Annotated in this window: 18 protein-coding genes; 14 read left to right on the top strand and 4 right to left on the bottom strand. The window is 39.5% G+C overall.

The features are described 5' to 3' along the window. Positions 1–61: 61 nt before the first annotated feature. Entirely contained in the window at positions 62–1285 is a 1224-nt protein-coding gene (locus I5907_RS00080; protein WP_196988714.1) for a glycoside hydrolase family 172 protein, read from the bottom strand. Between I5907_RS00080 and I5907_RS21970 the strand changes: the two genes are divergently transcribed. Both I5907_RS21970 and I5907_RS00070 read left to right on the top strand, forming a co-directional pair. Continuing rightward, positions 1186–3861 carry a glycosyl hydrolase family 95 catalytic domain-containing protein gene (locus I5907_RS21970; protein WP_428842553.1) on the top strand — a complete coding sequence of 892 codons (2676 nt, stop codon included), beginning with the start codon at positions 1186–1188 and terminating at the stop codon, positions 3859–3861. The two genes, I5907_RS00080 and I5907_RS21970, sit on opposite strands and share 100 nt — an antisense overlap. Before the next feature lie 482 nt (positions 3862–4343). Then, the gene (locus tag I5907_RS00070; RefSeq protein WP_196988712.1) at positions 4344–5603 is read left to right on the top strand and encodes a S41 family peptidase; all 1260 of its coding nucleotides are present in this window, start codon (positions 4344–4346) and stop codon (positions 5601–5603) included. A gap of 325 nt (positions 5604–5928) precedes the next feature. Here the strand turns inward: I5907_RS00070 and I5907_RS00065 are convergent, their stop codons facing one another. From I5907_RS00065 to I5907_RS00055, 3 genes are all read right to left on the bottom strand, one after another. Beyond that, the gene (locus I5907_RS00065) at positions 5929–7476 is read right to left on the bottom strand and encodes a T9SS type A sorting domain-containing protein (RefSeq protein ID WP_196988711.1); all 1548 of its coding nucleotides are present in this window, start codon (positions 7474–7476) and stop codon (positions 5929–5931) included. A 462-nt stretch (positions 7477–7938) separates the two neighbouring features. Further along, on the bottom strand, positions 7939–8625 hold the full coding sequence (locus I5907_RS00060) for a type 1 glutamine amidotransferase domain-containing protein (protein ID WP_196988710.1): 687 nt from the start codon (positions 8623–8625) through the stop codon (positions 7939–7941). Between the two features lie 57 nt (positions 8626–8682). Then, positions 8683–9681, bottom strand: a complete 999-nt coding sequence (locus I5907_RS00055) for an NADP-dependent oxidoreductase (RefSeq protein WP_196988709.1) — start codon at positions 9679–9681, stop codon at positions 8683–8685. Between the two features lie 515 nt (positions 9682–10196). Between I5907_RS00055 and I5907_RS00050 the strand changes: the two genes are divergently transcribed. From I5907_RS00050 to I5907_RS21575, 12 genes are all read left to right on the top strand, one after another. Then, the gene (locus I5907_RS00050; protein ID WP_231401914.1) at positions 10197–11135 is read left to right on the top strand and encodes a tyrosine-type recombinase/integrase; all 939 of its coding nucleotides are present in this window, start codon (positions 10197–10199) and stop codon (positions 11133–11135) included. Then, on the top strand, positions 11129–11314 hold the full coding sequence (locus tag I5907_RS21965) for a tyrosine-type recombinase/integrase (protein ID WP_428842552.1): 186 nt from the start codon (positions 11129–11131) through the stop codon (positions 11312–11314). Before I5907_RS00050 ends, I5907_RS21965 begins: the two co-directional genes overlap by 7 nt. A gap of 208 nt (positions 11315–11522) precedes the next feature. Further along, a complete protein-coding gene (locus I5907_RS00045) occupies positions 11523–12377 on the top strand; it encodes a hypothetical protein (protein WP_196988708.1) in 855 nt (284 codons plus the stop codon). Between the two features lie 272 nt (positions 12378–12649). Continuing rightward, the gene (locus I5907_RS00040) at positions 12650–12976 is read left to right on the top strand and encodes a VOC family protein (protein WP_231401913.1); all 327 of its coding nucleotides are present in this window, start codon (positions 12650–12652) and stop codon (positions 12974–12976) included. Between the two features lie 3 nt (positions 12977–12979). Continuing rightward, on the top strand, positions 12980–13315 hold the full coding sequence (locus I5907_RS00035) for a hypothetical protein (RefSeq protein WP_196988707.1): 336 nt from the start codon (positions 12980–12982) through the stop codon (positions 13313–13315). Positions 13316–13709: 394 nt separating this feature from the next. Next, positions 13710–14039 (top strand): hypothetical protein, encoded by a 330-nt coding sequence (locus tag I5907_RS00030; RefSeq protein WP_196988706.1) that lies wholly within the window; start codon positions 13710–13712, stop codon positions 14037–14039. 229 nt (positions 14040–14268) lie between these two features. Continuing rightward, positions 14269–14805, top strand: coding sequence for a hypothetical protein (locus tag I5907_RS00025; RefSeq protein ID WP_196988705.1), 537 nt, complete (start codon positions 14269–14271; stop codon positions 14803–14805). Positions 14806–15031: 226 nt separating this feature from the next. Then, a complete protein-coding gene (locus I5907_RS00020) occupies positions 15032–15619 on the top strand; it encodes a hypothetical protein (RefSeq protein ID WP_196988704.1) in 588 nt (195 codons plus the stop codon). A gap of 240 nt (positions 15620–15859) precedes the next feature. After that, positions 15860–16549: a hypothetical protein gene (locus tag I5907_RS00015; RefSeq protein ID WP_196988703.1), complete on the top strand. Its 690-nt coding sequence runs from the start codon at positions 15860–15862 to the stop codon at positions 16547–16549. An 18-nt stretch (positions 16550–16567) separates the two neighbouring features. Then, complete coding sequence (locus I5907_RS00010; protein WP_196988702.1) at positions 16568–17092, top strand: 6TM ABC transporter family protein; 525 nt, start codon at positions 16568–16570, stop codon at positions 17090–17092. Then, complete coding sequence (locus I5907_RS00005; protein WP_196988701.1) at positions 17089–17283, top strand: hypothetical protein; 195 nt, start codon at positions 17089–17091, stop codon at positions 17281–17283. The genes I5907_RS00010 and I5907_RS00005 overlap by 4 nt, the downstream gene beginning before the upstream one ends. 237 nt (positions 17284–17520) lie before the next feature. Continuing rightward, the coding region (locus tag I5907_RS21575; RefSeq protein WP_231401912.1) for a hypothetical protein at positions 17521–17789 on the top strand (269 nt) is incomplete at its 3' end.

The following is a 17789-nucleotide window of genomic DNA, read 5'->3' as shown; positions in this document are numbered from 1 at the left end:
AGTACAAGTGAGTGACACAACGAAGCTAAAAAATTGTACTGTAGCTGGCAACATAAGTGTACTAATCTTTTTTGATTAGCTTATATGTTCTCATAATAACATCCTGCAAAGGCGGCAGATCATCTGTTGGTTTGTCTAAATAAAAATAAGCGCATGATGAAACGTCATCGCTGCGATAAAAAATTATATAACCTTCTGGCAGAGTTGTGTCGTTTAAATTTACTGTATAACCCGGTTTGTATAATGGTTTCGGAGCGCCATGCTGGTCATCAATCGTTGCGGGAATTAAAGGAACTCCTTTTGCCTGTAACGCAGCAACCAGTTCTTTTTTATTGCTGCCCATTTCGGGCAATACAACTTTTATATCCCGCCTGAAAAATATTGGATCGGGTATATGATAGCGGTAAAAACACCAGCCATTATCATTGTTTCTGCTGGCATATAAAGATCCTGCATAATCATTGTAAAATTCGCCCTGGCCCCAACCTGTGCCAATATAATCTTCTGTGCCTGTGCCTGATAGCGTTGGATAATTGGTATCACCATCCAAATATATTTTCACTTCACCTTCGCCCCACCAATGATTTTCATAAACCGGGTTTGCAAGAACGCCAACATTCACACCGAGAAACCTTCCCTTACCTTTTACCTTTGGTAACAATTTAAAGTCTTCAGCCAACTTTGTGGCAGTGTCGCGATGCCAGTATGCATGAAAATATAAATTATCATTTCGCCAGGGCGTTTGTTGAAAATTTATATCATAAAAAATATGCGTAAGTCTTTTATCACTTTCATTTTTTATTTGAATGCGTGCTGCAGTTTTAAACGGCATTGGAATATAGCAGATAAAAGAACGTCCTTCAGGATTTACAAACAGTGCGTTATGAAATGCTGTTGTTTTGCCTAAACCGATACCGAAAAAATCGCCGAAAGGCACACTTACAGCGGGTTTGGAAGCGTCATCCCAAAACATTTCCAGCTTTAGTGACCGCAGCATTTCGGGTGAACGGTCATCGATGGTTATCCAGATTCTGTTAATTATACCTGCACTTTTTGTGTTTAATAAAACTTTTGTTTCACCCGCATTTATTTCATCTGAAGGGTGACCTTTTGCACCATAATTTTCAGTTGCTGCTTTACCTTTTGCTGCTGTCGGATTTTCGAAACTTGCCCATCGTGGTGTTGATGTGCTGTCAAATTGAAACAGGCTTTTTGCAGAAGGGATTTGAGCTTTTGCTACATAACACACAAATATTAATGACAGGAATGCAACAGTTCTTTTCATCAGCTTTCGTTAATGCATGCAATATAATTTTTAAACTATCAACTCTTTGCAGTACAGTGCATCACACTTTCGTTGTATTTATGTGTACCTATGTTTTTTTAGATGATATGCCGATGAGTTTACGTGCCATTCCTTGTTTATTGATGAGCTGTTTTTTGTGTGATGTAAGTCTGCATGCGCAGGATGTTTTATGGTACACAAAACCTGCCATCAATTTTAATGAAGCACTACCTGTTGGTAATGGAAGAATGGGCGGTATGATGTATGGCCGTGTACAACAGGATTATATTTCTTTGAACAATGCGACTTTATGGAGTGGCGATCCTGATATACAATGGAACAACCCCGGCGCAAAACACTACCTGTCTTTGGTTCGGGAAGCAGCATTGAAAGGTGAATATAAAAAAGCGGATAGCTTATGCCGTTTTATGCAGGGCCCATACACAGAAAGTTATATGCCGATGGCAGACCTGTTTATTGACTATAGAAATATCTCAGATTCACTTGACTACAAACGATCATTAAACCTTGACAGTGCTATTGCGACAACAAGTTTTACCAGCAACAACATTCACTACAAACGAACTGCGTTTACAAGTTTTCCCGATAGTGTTATGGTCCTGAGAATCGAAGCGGATAAGAAAGGTTTTATCAGTTTTGATATTCATCTTTCAAGCAAGCTGCATCATGTTGTTTCAACTGTCAGCAGCAATATCATTCTTTTAAAAGGAAGAGCGCCGGCACATGTTGAACCAAATTATTTATGGCGCATTCAGGGTGATTCAGCTATTCAATATGCAAAGGATTCAGGCAGGGGAATGACATTTGGAGTTTGTTTGAAGGTTTTGAATGAAGGCGGCACAATCACTGCTGATGACAGATCAGTGCATGTCTCAAATGCAGATGCGGTAACGGTTTTAATAACATCAGCAACAAGCTTCAACGGCTTTAATACATCTCCCGTTTTTAATGGAAAAAATGCTTTATTGCTTACTGAGAATGATATGAAAAGAGCTTCATCCATATCATATGCAACGTTATTGACAAATCATATTGCAGATTATAAACCTTTATACCAAAGGGTGCATTATGATTTCGGTTCAGCATCGAAAACTAAGCTTCCAACAGATGAACGCCTTAAAAAAATGCCGGAACAATTTGATGCAAATCTGTTGGCGCTAATTTGTCAGTACGGACGATATATTTTGATTGCAAGCTCCAGACCCGGTGGACAACCATCAAATTTAAAGGGTTTGTGGAATGAAAAACTGCGGCCTGAATACAGCAGCAACTGGTGTATTGATCATGATGCGCAAATGAGTTATTATCCTGTTGAAACAAACAATCTTTCAGAATTGCATCAACCGTTTTTGCGACTTATTGAAGAACTTTCAGAAAACGGGTATCAAACAGCAAGGCTCAATTATGGGATGCATGGTTGGGTGGCGCATCACAACACAGATATTTGGCGAAAGTCTTCGCCGGTTGGTAAATTTGGTGAAGGAAACCCACATTGGGCTAACTGGAACATGAGCGGCGCATGGTTATGCGAACATTATTTTGAGCATTATCGTTTTACGCTCGATACAAATTTCTTGCGTGCACAAGCATATCCAATAATGGAAGGGGCAGCGCAGTTTTATCTGGACTGGCTTATACCAGACAGTACGGGAAAACAGCTTATCAGTGTTCCGTCTTTTTCACCAGAAAATACTTTTATAACTAAGCAAGGTGATACCGCGCAAACAAGTGTAAACAGCACTTGCGATATTGAACTGATGAAAGATTTATTTCACAACATCATTCAGGCAGCGAAGGTTTTAAATATACAAGATGCTTTTGTTGACAGTGTTCAATATGCGTACGGGAAGCTCGCCCCTTATCCGGTTGGTGAGCATGGAAATTTATTAGAATGGTCGCATGACTGGCAGCCGGCTGACCCGGCACACAGGCATCTGTCGCATATGTATGCAGTGTTTCCGGGTTCGGAAATATCACCATTGACAACACCACAACTTGCGGTTGCGGCAAAAAAAGCGTTAAATCTTCGTGCTACAACAAATGGCAGTTGGGGATTTGCTTGGAAGGCTGCCTGCCGGGCTCGTTTGTATGAAGGCGACAGCGCTATGCAAAGCTTGCAATATCAATTACGTTATGTAAACCCACAGGCTACAACGCCTGTAAATAACCTCGGCTTGTATCCAAATTTGTTCAACAGCGAGGTGCCCGGCGTTATTTTAAATGGCAACACATGCATCACGGCTGCGGTTACGGAAATGTTGTTGCAATCGCAAACAGGCATCATCGATTTGTTGCCGGCTTTGCCAAAAAATTTACCGGAAGGTTCAGTAAAAGGGCTGATGGCGCGGGGAGGCTTTATCGTCAATATTACATGGCACGATCATCGGCTTATCACAGCCAGTTTAACGGCTAAACAAAATACTTCCTGCAACATCAGGCTAAAGGATCATTATTCCATATTTTTAAACAACCAATCAATCGCGCTGAAACGCAAAGGTGACGATGTCTATTCCTTTCAGGCTAAGGCTGGTAATACCTACGTCCTCCGTAAATAAGCTAAGCTGTTTTTACCAATACTGGCACACAGTTGTAGCAAGTAATAATTTTGTTCGCTGATTTCATTAAGGCGGGCGTCTTTATTTTTTACCGGTGCATGGCCTGCGGCCGCTGCCTGAACAATACTTATTAGCATAAATCAGTAAGTGTATAAAAGTTAGCCGCTTTTCGGTCGGTAGATACCGATACAATTGATAATTTGCCTTAGCATATTATTTTATTTTTAAGAATAAAAATAAAATCAGGTCGTTCATTCAAATTTGAAGTGCAGGCAATGAGGAACGGTAATGAAAATGCAACGCTACAGTCGCCATAAAAAACCGAACGTACAAGTGAGTGACACAACAGCCGATGCCATAAAAAACTACATTTGATACAATAAATACATACAGTTTTCAGGCAGGTAAATGCTACCCCTGAAACAACCATAGCACAACACCTGCCCGTCATAAGGGCACTACTAAAAACACCTTTTAAAAGCATGAGAATAATTTTGACTTTCATCTTTTTTTTGCTGGTACCGGGTTTAAACGCTCAGACAAATACCTATTTGGCAGACTTAACCGCATTGAGGGCGATCATTGAAAAAACAGCATCATTCAGGGCCCAGGTGAAAGGCGATAAGCTGACCGCGTACAATGACCTGTATCATCGCCTGCTATCAGACAGCTCAATGAAACCCGACAGCTACGAATACTTTTACAACCTGGCACAACTGGTCTTTCCGCTTCGGGACAATCACCTCGGTTTTTACCAGCTTCCGGATTACCAGCATTTGAGCACAACTGAAAGTATAGACAGTTTTGTTGCCACAAAAGAATTGCCTGCTTATCCTGCGTGTAAAATCAACCTTGATTCTTTAAAAGCAAACCTTGCCACCAGGCCTGCAGACGCTATAGAAGGAATTTATTACTACGACAAATTTTACACGGTTGGTCTTTTTAAAAGTGAAGCGCACAAATACGTTGGCGTTGTGTTGGATTCTGATATTAGCCTGTGGAAAAAAGGCCAGGTTGCCATTCATCTTTATGAGTTTGGCCCCAATCTTTACAAAGCAATTTATGGCCATCCTAAGTTTAAATTTTTTATGCTTCAGCCGGTAGAAAAATACCAAAACCAGTCTTTGATAAACGCCAGCTTTTATGGCTCCTATTCCCAAAGTGTCTATACAAAACAACTTACACAAACAGACTATGTAAGGCTGCCAAAAACGGCGTCCAAATTTGCACTTAAAAATCTGCAGGATGATGTGCAATATTTATTGATCCAAACCTTCCAGGCCAATCATGCCACTGCAGCGGTATCTCAAGAGTTTTACGATTCAGTAAAAACCTTGCTCAAAGCGCCGCACCTGGTTGTAGACCTGCGAAATAATGAAGGTGGTGCGGAAAAGGAAATGAAAAAATATCTGCGCCTTTTGCAGCAGTATGTCAACAACGGGCACCTGTATGTGCTTGTAAACAACGGCACTTTAAGCCAGGCAGAGATTTTTACGCTGGAATTGAAAAAGCTGGCAAACGTAACCACCGTTGGTCAGCAAACAAAGGGCATGCTGGCCTATGGCAGCAACTACGGCAAAAGAGAAAAACTGCCGAGCGGAAAGTTTGAGCTATATCTCACTGATATGAATAATGGCGCCACACTTTTGCAGTATGAAGATTATGGCATACAGCCAGACATCTTGTTACAAAACGACAAAGATTGGCTTGACCAGGTATTGGAGATCATACGCGGAAAGTAAACAGGAAAGTTGGAACCAGGTAGCCGGCAGCAGAACAGGTGGCATCGTCCCTTGTGTCACTCACTTGTACGTTCGGTCGTTTGTGGAGCTGTGGGATTCGGGTTATTCATCTTCCGGCGCATCAACCAAATGCCCATTCGATTATTTATGCATTAGCTTATTATTGACGGATAAAAATTAAAGGTAGTAACGCTTAAGGCACAGGTCAGAGACCTGCGCCAGTGTGGTAGCTTATCATTGTGTGTGATCACAATATTATCTCACTGTTCTACCTAAGCAAGATTGTAACTCCTTCAACCGCAAAAAAGCCTGTAATACCAAACAATTAATTATTACTTTTTATAAATTTAATACTGGTTTGTTTGCCATCAATAGTAACAACTGCAGCGTACAATCCGGCAGCTAAAGTGCTTACGTTTAATCTTTTTTGATGAACACCCGCTGCAAATCCGGCAATACTGCTTTGCACGAGTTTTCCGTTTGCTGAAAATACCTGGAAGCTTACTGTACCAGTTTTGACGGTTGTAAAAGAAACAGTGGCGAACTGCTGTACAGGGTTAGGATATAATTTTACAGTTGGTTGTTGTAATAAGGTGGCAGCATTGGTTGTTGTGTTTGCTGCTATAGCGGAACCACCAATACACTCAATATGCTGGTTGGCAAAATTCGTAGCAGTAAAAGTTATATCTGTAATGTTTATACTGTCTTCCGCCAGCTCTGTGTAAGCAGCATCAGTTACATATATTTTTAACTGGGTTTTTGTTGTGTCAACATATGGTAAGCTATACAATGGGCAAATGCGGCCGAGACTATCATACTGCTGCGCCAGGATTTTAATTGTTTGAGTAGAGCTGGGATGAACGTTTAGAAAACCACCTTTTTTGTTAAGGTAGAAATGTTGATCATCATGACTAAGTCTTTTGCCAAACAACTTTTTGCTTTGTGCATAAGACTGAAGGGAGTAGATATTATCCGGGAGTATATCTGCCATGGCACTATCTGTGCCATTGTTTAACACAAATGAATAGTAATTGGAACCATTAAAATCATAGTTGCCAATAAACCTGAATTTATTGTTCTGCTCAAGAAGTTCACTTGGCCACATAGATTCATAATTTGCCGTTCCAAACCGGGACGTTTTTATTTGTTTGAAAGAGTTGATTTTGCCATTCTTATTCAGGATCATTAAAGTAGGCCATGTTTGAAAAACAGGTGGGGCAATCTTACTATATTTACCGGCTATGGCATAATTACCTGACGATGTGTAAACAATTAACCGGGTATCAAAATAATCTGCGGCAGCGTTTGCCACAGATACTGTTTTTTGCCACGTTACGTTAAGTGTGCTGTCTAAATGGAGTACCGAAATAATGGTAGGGGTACCTGAGGTTTGCTGTGCATCATATGCTATGGCAAAACCACCGGCACTATCCTGCGTTATACCTGCTGTATATCTAATTGTATAATTACTGCTTTCTATTTTTTTTGCCTGCAAAATATTGCCTCTTTTATCTAGTTGTATTAAAAGAACAGAACTGCCAAATGTATTGTCTGCATTCATGTTCTGTGCCAGCACCATAATCTCTTTATTCTTTGTAATAAAACATTTTATGTTCCCCAGAAGGAGTGATGTCTCATACTGCTTTGACCATTGCAGGGTACCATTTTTATCTATAAGATTTAAAATTAAATTACTTAATCCACCGCTAGCCGGGGCCACTCTGCCGGCTATAAGAATAGTCTCGTTACCATCTACACTTATGGAGTGTACATCTTCCCTGTTATTAGTCGTACTAAAGCGTTCATCGAAAGTTGATTGGGAAAATATTGCATAATTATACAGCAGGAAGAAGAGCACTAATATTTTTTTCATGACGACGGATTTGTTGTTGAAAATTTTGTAATGCAAAAGAAATGTTATTTTAAATGATTGCAAGCTACATATTGATGTAGATGTACTTGTTTAGCAGTGTATAAACCTTCCGTCTCCGCAGCGTATCCCGAAAGAGACGCTGCGGTATACAGACAGATGACGCATAACCTGTATCCTTAAAACTAACCGTGCATTTTACAAAACACTCTCATCCTTTTATTCAATGAAGAAATTCGATGAAACCGCAACGAAAAGATGCCATAAAAAACTGCCGTACAAGTGAGTGACACAAGGGACGATGCCATGAAAGCAATTGCTCGTTACAAAGTCTTTAACCAGTTTTGTTGCACTATTTTTTTTTCAAAATACTGTCTTTGTAATGCAATTATTAAGTATCAGACGCATTACCTGCTGTAGGTGTTGGTAAAAGCTTTTTATGATGCATAAGCTATAGATAATTCGTCAGCTTTTTGCTTCCAGCAAAGCCAATAATTTCTTCGCTGCTTCTTCGCTGCTGGCAGGGTTTTGCCCTGTAATGAGCATACCATCTTCTACTACGTACACACTCCAGTCATTACCGCTGGAATAGTTGCCCCCTTTTGCTTTTAATTCATCTTCCAACAGGTAAGGAACCACATTTGTAAGCTGCACCCCTTCTTCTTCGCTGTTGGTAAAGCCGGTTACTTTTTTTCCTTTCACCAGCGGTTCACCCTTTTCATTTTTAACATTCAGTAAGGCAGCCGGCGCATGGCACACTGCTGCTAATGGTTTTCCTGCAGCCCAAAAGTTTTGTATCAGTGTTATTGAATGTTTGTCATCGTATAAATCCCACATAGGACCATGCCCTCCGGGGTAAAAAACAGCGTCAAAATCTGCGGCACTCACATCGGCCAGTTTTTTGGTATGTGCCAGTTTTTCCTGTAATGCCGCATCTGCATAAAAGCGTTTGGTAGCTGCTGTTTGCGCATCTGGTGCTTCACTTTTAGGATCAACAGGTGGCTGGCCTCCCATGGGTGAGGCAATGGTAACGTTTACGCCTTTGTCTGAGATTACGTAGTAAGGAGCGGCGAACTCTTCTACCCAAAAGCCGGTCTTCTTGCCGGTATTGCCCAATGCACTGTGTGAGGTAAGTACAAATAAAACGTTCATGATTTTGTTTTTATGGTTAACAACAAAGAAGGTTAGCGCGTACTGTATGGGTTTTTATCAGGCTTCTACCAGCATTTTGCCGGTATTGTTTCCCTTAAATAAGCCGAGTAATGCCTTTGGCAGGTTTTCAAAACCGTGCTCAATCGTTTCGTGGGCTTTTAATTTTCCTTCTTTTACCCACTTTGCCAGGTGTTCAATGCCCTCCTGAAATTGTGCCTGGAATTGCCCGATGATAAATCCCTGCATCAACACACTCCTGGTAAGCAACATTGGCTGCAATCTTGGCCCAACGGGTATTTCCGTAGTATTGTACAAAGCGATTTGCCCGCATAACGGTATCCTCGCATAAAAGTTAATGTTATTGATCACTGCATCTGAAATCTCACCTCCTACATTGTCGAAGTAAACATCAACACCGTTTGGGCAAGCATCTGCAATGGCTTTGGTAATATCGTGTGTGGTGTTGTAGTTAATCGCCTTATCAAAGCCAAACTCAGTAATCAGCAGTTGTACTTTTTCTTCCGATCCTGCTATGCCTACTACATGGCATCCCTGGATTTTAGCAATCTGGCCTACAACAGCGCCCACCGCACCTGCTGCGCCGGAGACAACGACTGTTTCCCCGGCTTTGGGTTTACCGATATGCATTAATCCGAAGTAGGCCGTCAGGCCGGTCATGCCCAGTATACCCAGGTAATAGCTGGCAGGAGCCAGGCTTGCATCAATCTTCCTGGCTTCTTTTTCATTGACAATAAAATCTCTGCGCCAGGGAAAATTACCCACTACCACATCTCCCGGTTGATGCAGTTCAGATTTACTCTCCACAACTTTACCAATAACACCGCCATATATGGGTTGGTCTATTTCGAAAGGCGGAGCGTAAGATTTGGCGTCATTCATCCTGCCACGCATATAAGGATCAACGGAATAGTACAGGCCTTTTAACAGTATCTCACCATCATTTATTTGCGGAAGATCTACTTGCTCCATTCTAAAATTATCGGTTACAGGTAAACCTTTTGGCCTGGATGCCAGTACGATTTGTGCTGTTGTCATTGGTTAGATGTTGTGTGGCAAACAATACATGTGCAGAGCCGGATATAATGACCGGTTACATAGGTGTTTTGTTCGTCGGTTTTATACTTTTAATGATAGCACAAACAACCTAATGCAAAAATTGTTGCATGGCAAAATGTGCTGCATGAGATATATTTTTTGCATTGTATGTAGCCGGCATTATATCGCTGTGCAGCTTTGGTTGTGTCACTCACTTGTACGTTCGGTTGTTGGGGGAGCTGTGGCGTTGCGGGTTATCCGGCTTACTAGTAATCAATTATGTATGTGTTCAATTGTTTATCATGGTATAACCTCCGGATAAAAATTACAGGTAAGCAACGCTTATGCACAGGTCAGAAACCTGCGCCTGCATGGATTCGCCCGAAGATTTAATGCCATATAAACAATTGTGCAAAGCATATTTGAATGCATAAAGTTTCAAAAAAAACAATATTTTTATGGTATTCAACCCTTGCTGCAAACCCTGTGAGTGAGTTGGCGGCGCATTATCATCTATGAGTATTTCCCATTCTTTGATCAGCTACGAAGGAAAAAAGCGCATTCTGGTAAGCTTTCCACCTAACCGGCATTTAAACGGGCTCATGAAAATGGTACCAGGAGCCCGGTGGAGCAATACACTAAAAGGCTGGCATATACCCGATACTACAGACAACAGGAAAAAGTGCAAACTGGCCGCTACAGATATAACCACTACAGAAACATCGGTTTCAACACAGCAAACTGTTTTACCGGTTCAAAACAGTAGTAATAACCAGGAGGAAATGCAAAAATTTTTGCAGTGCCTTACTCTAAAAGCCTATAGTAAATCTACCATAAAAACTTATCGCAATGAATTTGCACAACTACTGCATCTGTTAAAAGATAAGCCGGTACAGGATTTAGCACCACATCACCTGCAAAAGTATTTCCTCTACTGCCTGAAACAGGGCATGAAAGAAAATACATTACATAGCCGGATGAATGCTTTGAAGTTCTACTATGAGCAGGTGTTGCACAGGCACACCATGTTTTTTGACATACCAAGACCAAAGAAACCATTGCAACTGCCCAAAGTATTAAATGAAGATGAACTGGCAGGTATGTTCAGGGCATTACCAAATCTTAAACACAAAGCATTGTTGTTTACTGTTTACAGCGCCGGGTTAAGGGTTAGTGAGGTAGTCAATCTCAAACTCCGTCATATAGATAGTGGCAGGATGCAGGTACTCATTGAAAATGCCAAAGGTAAAAAAGACAGGTATGTGCCCCTGAGCCCCGTGTTACTGGATATACTCAGAAGCTATATAAAGCAGTATAAAACAAAGCCAAAAATATATCTTTTCGAATCAGAACAAACGGGTGAGCCATACCCGACGCGAACAGTACAAAAGATATTCCAGATGGCAAAGCATAAAGCGGGTATCAGCAAACACGCAGGCATACATGTGTGTTGAGGCATAGTTTTGCAACCCATTTGCTTGAAAAAGGGATTGATATTAAATACATCAAGGATTTGTTAGGTCATTTTAATATTAAAACCACTGAGCGATATTTACATGTACGTAAAGACAAGCTGATAAATATTATAAGCCCTTTAGATGACCTCTGGCAGAAAGGTAAGATAGCATGGTAAATTGTATTTGCGCCACTACAATGTAAAAAGGCGAACACTAACATATTGATTGCCAATAGCTCTTTTTTTGAGTTATTTGTTGGAGTGGCGTATATTTAAGTGTTAGCGGTAATTTTTTCGGCCACCGTATGTAATCCGCCAATCCATTTCATCATGACATAAAACAGAAATGACAAAGTGTTTTACAGTTCTCCTATTTACTCTTATCTTGACATTTTTCACCCTTGATACATTTGCTAGTCCACAATCACCGGATTACATTATTTACAAAGGAGACACTCTTGCGACATATACTTTAATTCTTGAACAGTATTTCCATTTACAGGCCAAGGAAGATCAGGGAAAATTGTTTGGACTAAGTTTCCGTGATGGGGCAACTTTTAATTGCTGGCGTGGATATCAAGCTATCTACAAAATTGAAAATGATAGCCTTTTTCTGGTTGCCGTAATATCTTGCGGTGAACGACGAAATGGAAAAATTGATAAAGTCGCATCTGCTGACAAAATGAAATCAATCTTCAAAGATAAATTTCTTAATGACAGAGTTTACATTGACTGGTTTTCGGGCGACATGAAATTTCCATTGACTAATAAAGTGTTACGATGGGATGGAGTTTTTTATAGAATTTACGAAAAAGAAACAGTGATTGACATTGCCTATGGCAAGGTTTTAAAAATGGAGAATGTGGACAATTATATTCACATTCCGAAAGCGATTGACAGAAAAAGTAAGGACAAGATATCAGACATCTTGTTCAAGAAAATAAAAAAAGCTAAATGGATAAATGTTGACAGCATTGATTGTTCTGAAAAGTATTTGGTAACAATTGGTAATGACGGAAAAGTATCAAAGGTAACTATGCTTGCATACGAATCACAGGACTCAATTGATAAATACTGGGAAAGAAACGAATACGACTATTGCATTAATTCAGTATTTAGCTCATTAAAGAAATTACAATTTGATATATTAAAGGATAAAGGGAAACCGATTTCTGAAGACATTTATATTGAAATTTGGTTCGACGAGAAAAAAGGAAAGATTGAAAATTGGACACACTAATAAAACTACCGCTAACAAAAGGTTTTGTGCAATTGGGGCAGGACATTGAAGCAATCATCGGCAGTTCATATCCAAGCTTCATATTCGGCGGACGTAATTCTGCCGGGCAGTAGTTCTAAACTTCGGCTTTTAGTTATAAATTTAGCTTCAGTTCCGGGCGGACAGTTGGTTAATTCCCCAACTGCACAAAGCCTCGAACGTTGCCTGCAAGCGTATCGAACACCCGACGAACATTAAACAGAGAATCTGCAAATGGACATTAGACAATAGTTTTGCGAACAGGCGACACAAAAAGACTTGCCGACTTTTATAGTTTGTTTGGGCTGATTTTTGAATTTCATAAACACGGAAACTCCCCATTTCATTATTCAGCTAAAATTGGCCAAACGGTTTTGGAAATTTATCCGTTGACAAAAAGCCAAAAAGAGGCAGACAAAAATTTACGATTAGGGTTTGGTATTGACAATTTTGACCAGACAGTTTTGAGTTTAAAAGAATTAAAAGTTTCATTTTCATTGGAACCGACACAAACTGACTTCGGGTTTATGGCTATTATTTCTGATCCAGACGAACGAAAAATAGAACTTTACAAAAAGTAGTTTATGCAGAGCCGAATAATGTATATAGAATATAAAGGCGACGGATTAACAGGCGAAGCAAGAATTGGTAGAGTTACATTTTCAAAGACAGGAAAGTCTGTTCATTATAACGGCAAGACATTTCAGACGTTAAGTGGAACTGGATTTAAAGCGAATTATTTTGACGTGGATACTGGAGAACACTATTGGATTTCTGGATGTAAGAACAATGGAGGCGACAGACTTTATGGGGAGAGAACTCCTATTTACATTGACGAAGATGTTAGAGTTGAATACTGGACAGAAATTCGTAACCTACCAAGTTTAGTAAACACAAAAATTATTAATGGCAGGAAATAGAAAGGCTTCAAGACAAACGCCAGCAGGCAACATGGGGTTTTCTGCTATGCTGGCTGAAGAATATATACTGATCGTCCCGTTCGCTTATCAGCGGCAGCCCAGGCTGAACGAATAAAGCCGAGCAACAGAATATAACATCAACTGCACTAACTTTACTCAGCAGCGGTTCGGGGCTGACGAATCACGGAATATCAGCACAGCAGAAAGCCCTGGACGTTGGCTGCAACCAGACAGACACACTCTAATGAAAATAACTTTTCACATAATAATTCTGTTTTTCTCTTTGACAAGTTGCGGCATTTTAACCTCCGACAAAAAAACTGTTTGCAATTGTTGCGACCAAAGCTTTACAAATTTAGACAGCGCAATAAATTGTCTTATTAAAACACCTGACATGAAAACATCTGCGGAGCAAAGACATTTTCTCTTTGCTTTTGTAAGTAAAGATGTAAAAAAGTACCAAGAATTAGGCTGGAAGATCATCGATGACAAAGACATTGTTAGTATTGCCAAAGAAAGGTATCTTTTAATAATCCAAGACATTAATCAAATTGCATTTCCAAAACAATTGGACGCTTCAGTGTTACTTGAAAAAATTAAAGGCCGAAAAAATGAACCGTATTTTATAATTGCAAATCAAGCACTATATCCTTTTTCTGACTGGACAATTGCTGAAAATAAAGACATTATTATCGAAAGACTTGAAGTTGGAATTGGGCCGTAAAAACAGCCCACATAAAACCTGGCAGCAGCCAACAAAAGGTTTTGTGCAATTGGGGCGGGACATTGCAGCAATCATCGGCAGTGTATATCCAGGCTTTGGTTTCGGCGGACGTAATTCTACCAAGCAGTAGTTCTAAACTTCGGCTTTTAGTTATAAATTTAGCTTCAGTTCCGGGCGGACAGTTGGTCAATTCCCCAACTGCACAGAGCCTCGAACGTTATATGCCATTATGAAACTCACTACAACCTTGACACTTCTTTTTTTATTGTTCAACTTTAACTTAGCTGTAGCGCAAGACTCAACATTCTCAAAGCATGACTTTAATTTTTACGTTGATGACGTAAAAAAATCAATAAATAATGTTGAGATATCAATTATCATAGCTGGCGACACAATCAAAGCTAATAAAGTAGGAAACTTCTTTTATTTCCCACTCATTGACACGACAAAGAATTTTGACTTAGAAGTTAAAGCAAACAATATTACTTTTCTGGGACAGGGCTATAAAGCTTGGATATTAAATCGGGGGACGAGAATTGTTCTTGGCAAGCTAACAATATTGAAAAAATTATTGTCAGTAGCTGCTTACAATGGTATGACTAAAAATGATGAAGGTTGGGAATGGTATTCAAAAAGATTTTTTGTACTTGACCATGCTTACACACTTGACATAGATAATCGAGACAAGATAAAAGAGTTGCAGTTTTTAATCATTAATCCAAACAATAGCAATAGTCTTGTAACGACACAGAAAATAATAAAATGACGAAAACGGCATATAACAGGCGGTTTGGCAATATGGCGGGGCGACGAATATATTTTCAGCTTTTTGTTCGCTAATCGGCTTCAGTTCCAGCCGACGAATAACACCCGGCAATAAAATAAACAATGAACTTTTAGTTATAAATTTAGCTACGGTAACGGGCTGACGATTTTCAAATGCCGCCACATCGCCAAGCCGTGGCCGTTGGTAGCAATTGTAAACAGAAATCGTGACACCGAAACAAATTGAAAGAGCAAAGAAAAAAATCGCTGACATTAAGCGGACACTTTCTTCAGAGAAAAGAAAGTTTGGCTGTTATGACGACAGCCGTGGACTTCGTTACTTGCCGACAAAATATTTCATTCAGTTGGGGGACTATACCGATGGTTTGACATACCTCAAGTGGTTCGACAAAAATTTTCCAGACGATGCCGGGTTTCCAGAGTTTTTATTTGAACAAACAATTATTTTTTTCAAGTGTGGTAAGTTAAATATAGCAGAACAAAAAGCCTTTCAAACTTTTTGCTCTAACCCCTACTGGTTTGACAAATTCTTCGGCAGACACATATCACCGCATGACATGTGGCATAGTTCCAGCCTGACAAGGCCGGAATATACAGACGCTCTCGATTATTCAAGTTCTCAGCCAGATCTATCCGATTTTGCTGTGTGGCTTGACTCATTCAGCTCGACCGACGATTTTATTAATCGCAGTAACAAGTACGTTGACATTTACAAGCGTCTGAAAACAGAGACTGATAAAGAAATGCGGCACTACTTGGTGCGACAATCTTTTCAGTTAGAGCAAGGGGAGTAACGATGCACAACTGCTACCAACAAGGGGTTTGGCAAAATGCGGGCTAACGGAACTTTTTCTTCAACTGCATTTTTTCAATTAAGCTTTTGCACCGGCTGACCGAACGCTATTAAACAAAAATCTATAACTTGAAGAATTAAACATTAATCAAATTCAGTAAGCCAGGCAGACGGAACGCAGATGTCCCGCACTTCGCCAAGCCCTGACCGTTGGCGGTAATTTTAATGAACACCCTAAACATTGAGGCAGATTAAACCATTTAGTGATACACGGCTCGACAATATGTGTTCCTATTGCGGAGAAAGCCCTGATACCCGAGACCATGTTCCTTCTCGGATTTTACTTGAAGAGCCGTATCCAGAGAACTTGCCAGTTGTACCATGTTGCGACAAATGCAATCAAGGCTTTTCATTAGACGAAGAGTATATAGCTTGCCTGCTGGAATGTGTATTATGTGGAACCACAGACATTGAAAAACTTCAAAGGAAAAAAATCAAGCGAATATTACAAAACAAAGAACCCCTTAGACAAAAGATATTGCAATCGAAAGTAGAAATCGAAGGGCAAGTAGCTTTTAATATTGAGGCTGATAGAATGCAAAATGTGTTAATAAAACTAGCAAAGGGACATGCCAAATATGAAAATAGCGAACCAGTTTTTGAAGAACCTATGAGTATCGGATTCAAACCCCTGCTAACAATGACACAGAATGAAATTGACACCTTTTTAGCCGGTACTGAAATAACCAAAACACCTGAAGTTGGAAGCAGAGCTATGCAAAACTTTTTAATTGACAGCAACAATAATACTTACTCGCATTGGACAATCGTACAACCTGAGATTTATAGTTATTCTGTTTCGATTACTCCTAGTAGACTTTCGGTAAAAATTATTCTATGGAATTATCTTGCAGCGGAAGTTATATGGTAATCAATAATTGAAATTCAAATGAAAACAATAGAAATCGTAACATTAATTGGCATCGGACTCACTTTCATCGTGGGCATTTTCAATCTAATCATAACCTTTAGAAACGTTCGTAAAACGGCTTTCATCAATTCCGTTACAGCTTCAAGAATAAAATACATTCAAGAATTGAGAGAAAGCATTTCAAAATTCTGTGGGCTTGCATACAGCTATAATAATCGGCTTTATAAATTAGAATATAAAGAGGTTTGGGAATTACATAAAGAGGCTGACAGTTTAAAATTCATAATAAGACTTTATTTAAATCCAGAAGATGAATATTGGGACAATAAAATTATAAGCCTCATTGACCAAATTGTACTCAAGTCTGACAAGGACCCAACAGAGCCAATTAACGAGTTAATTACAATAACTCAATATTTACTCAAATTGGAATGGGAAGGTGCAAAAAGAGAAAGTGAAGTAGGGATAATATCTGATATAGAAAAGAAAGAGCTATACAATAAATACGTTGAAAAGCACAAACAAGCAATTTTAAAAAAATGAAAAAGGAAAGTCTATTTATTTGGGCAGTAATATTTTTAATTTCTGGGCTTTCGCTTATTGGTTGGGGCGTAGGAAAGTTATTTATCAGACCTTGCGAAGGAATAATGATTGGCTTTGGTTGTGGCTTAACAACTTCCGCAATTGTTTTATTAAGACTATTCAGGCGAAGGGATGCTTTTGAAAAGAAATAGTCTCGGAAGAAAAACTACCGCCAACAAAAGTATTTGCAAAAGCAGGGCTGGACATTGTAATTTCAGCTATGTGCAAGCATCAGCAGCGGTTCCGGCTCGACGTTCTATGTTCAGCTTTAGTTCTTAACTTCAACAACATATTTTCAAAAGGGCATTTGTACCGGGCTGGACAATCAATGAATTCCCTGCCTTCGCAAATACTCGAACGTTGGTGGCAAGTTAAAAAGACCCTACACTATGGACAGTTTCAAAGAATCGATACTTAATTTTCAGAATAAATTTAGCAGACTTTTCAATTTTGGGTTTAGACGGAAAAAATTTGAATACAAAATTTCAAGTGACAGTTTTTGGGCTGTAAATACATCAAAAAGTAGCTTCTTTACAATTCTATTTACATTATTTGGTTCAGCACATTTAATTTCTGGTTTTATTGAATATTATACTGCAGAAGGAAATGTTGGGTCAGACTTTTATATTGCATTTGGTATTTTATTCATAGTTGGACT

It is taken from the genome of Panacibacter microcysteis (genome assembly GCF_015831355.1).
Classification (GTDB): Bacteria; Bacteroidota; Bacteroidia; order Chitinophagales; family Chitinophagaceae; genus Panacibacter; species Panacibacter microcysteis.
The sequence above is the reverse complement of the archived record's forward strand: the minus strand, read 5'-3'. Positions and strand labels throughout refer to the sequence as shown.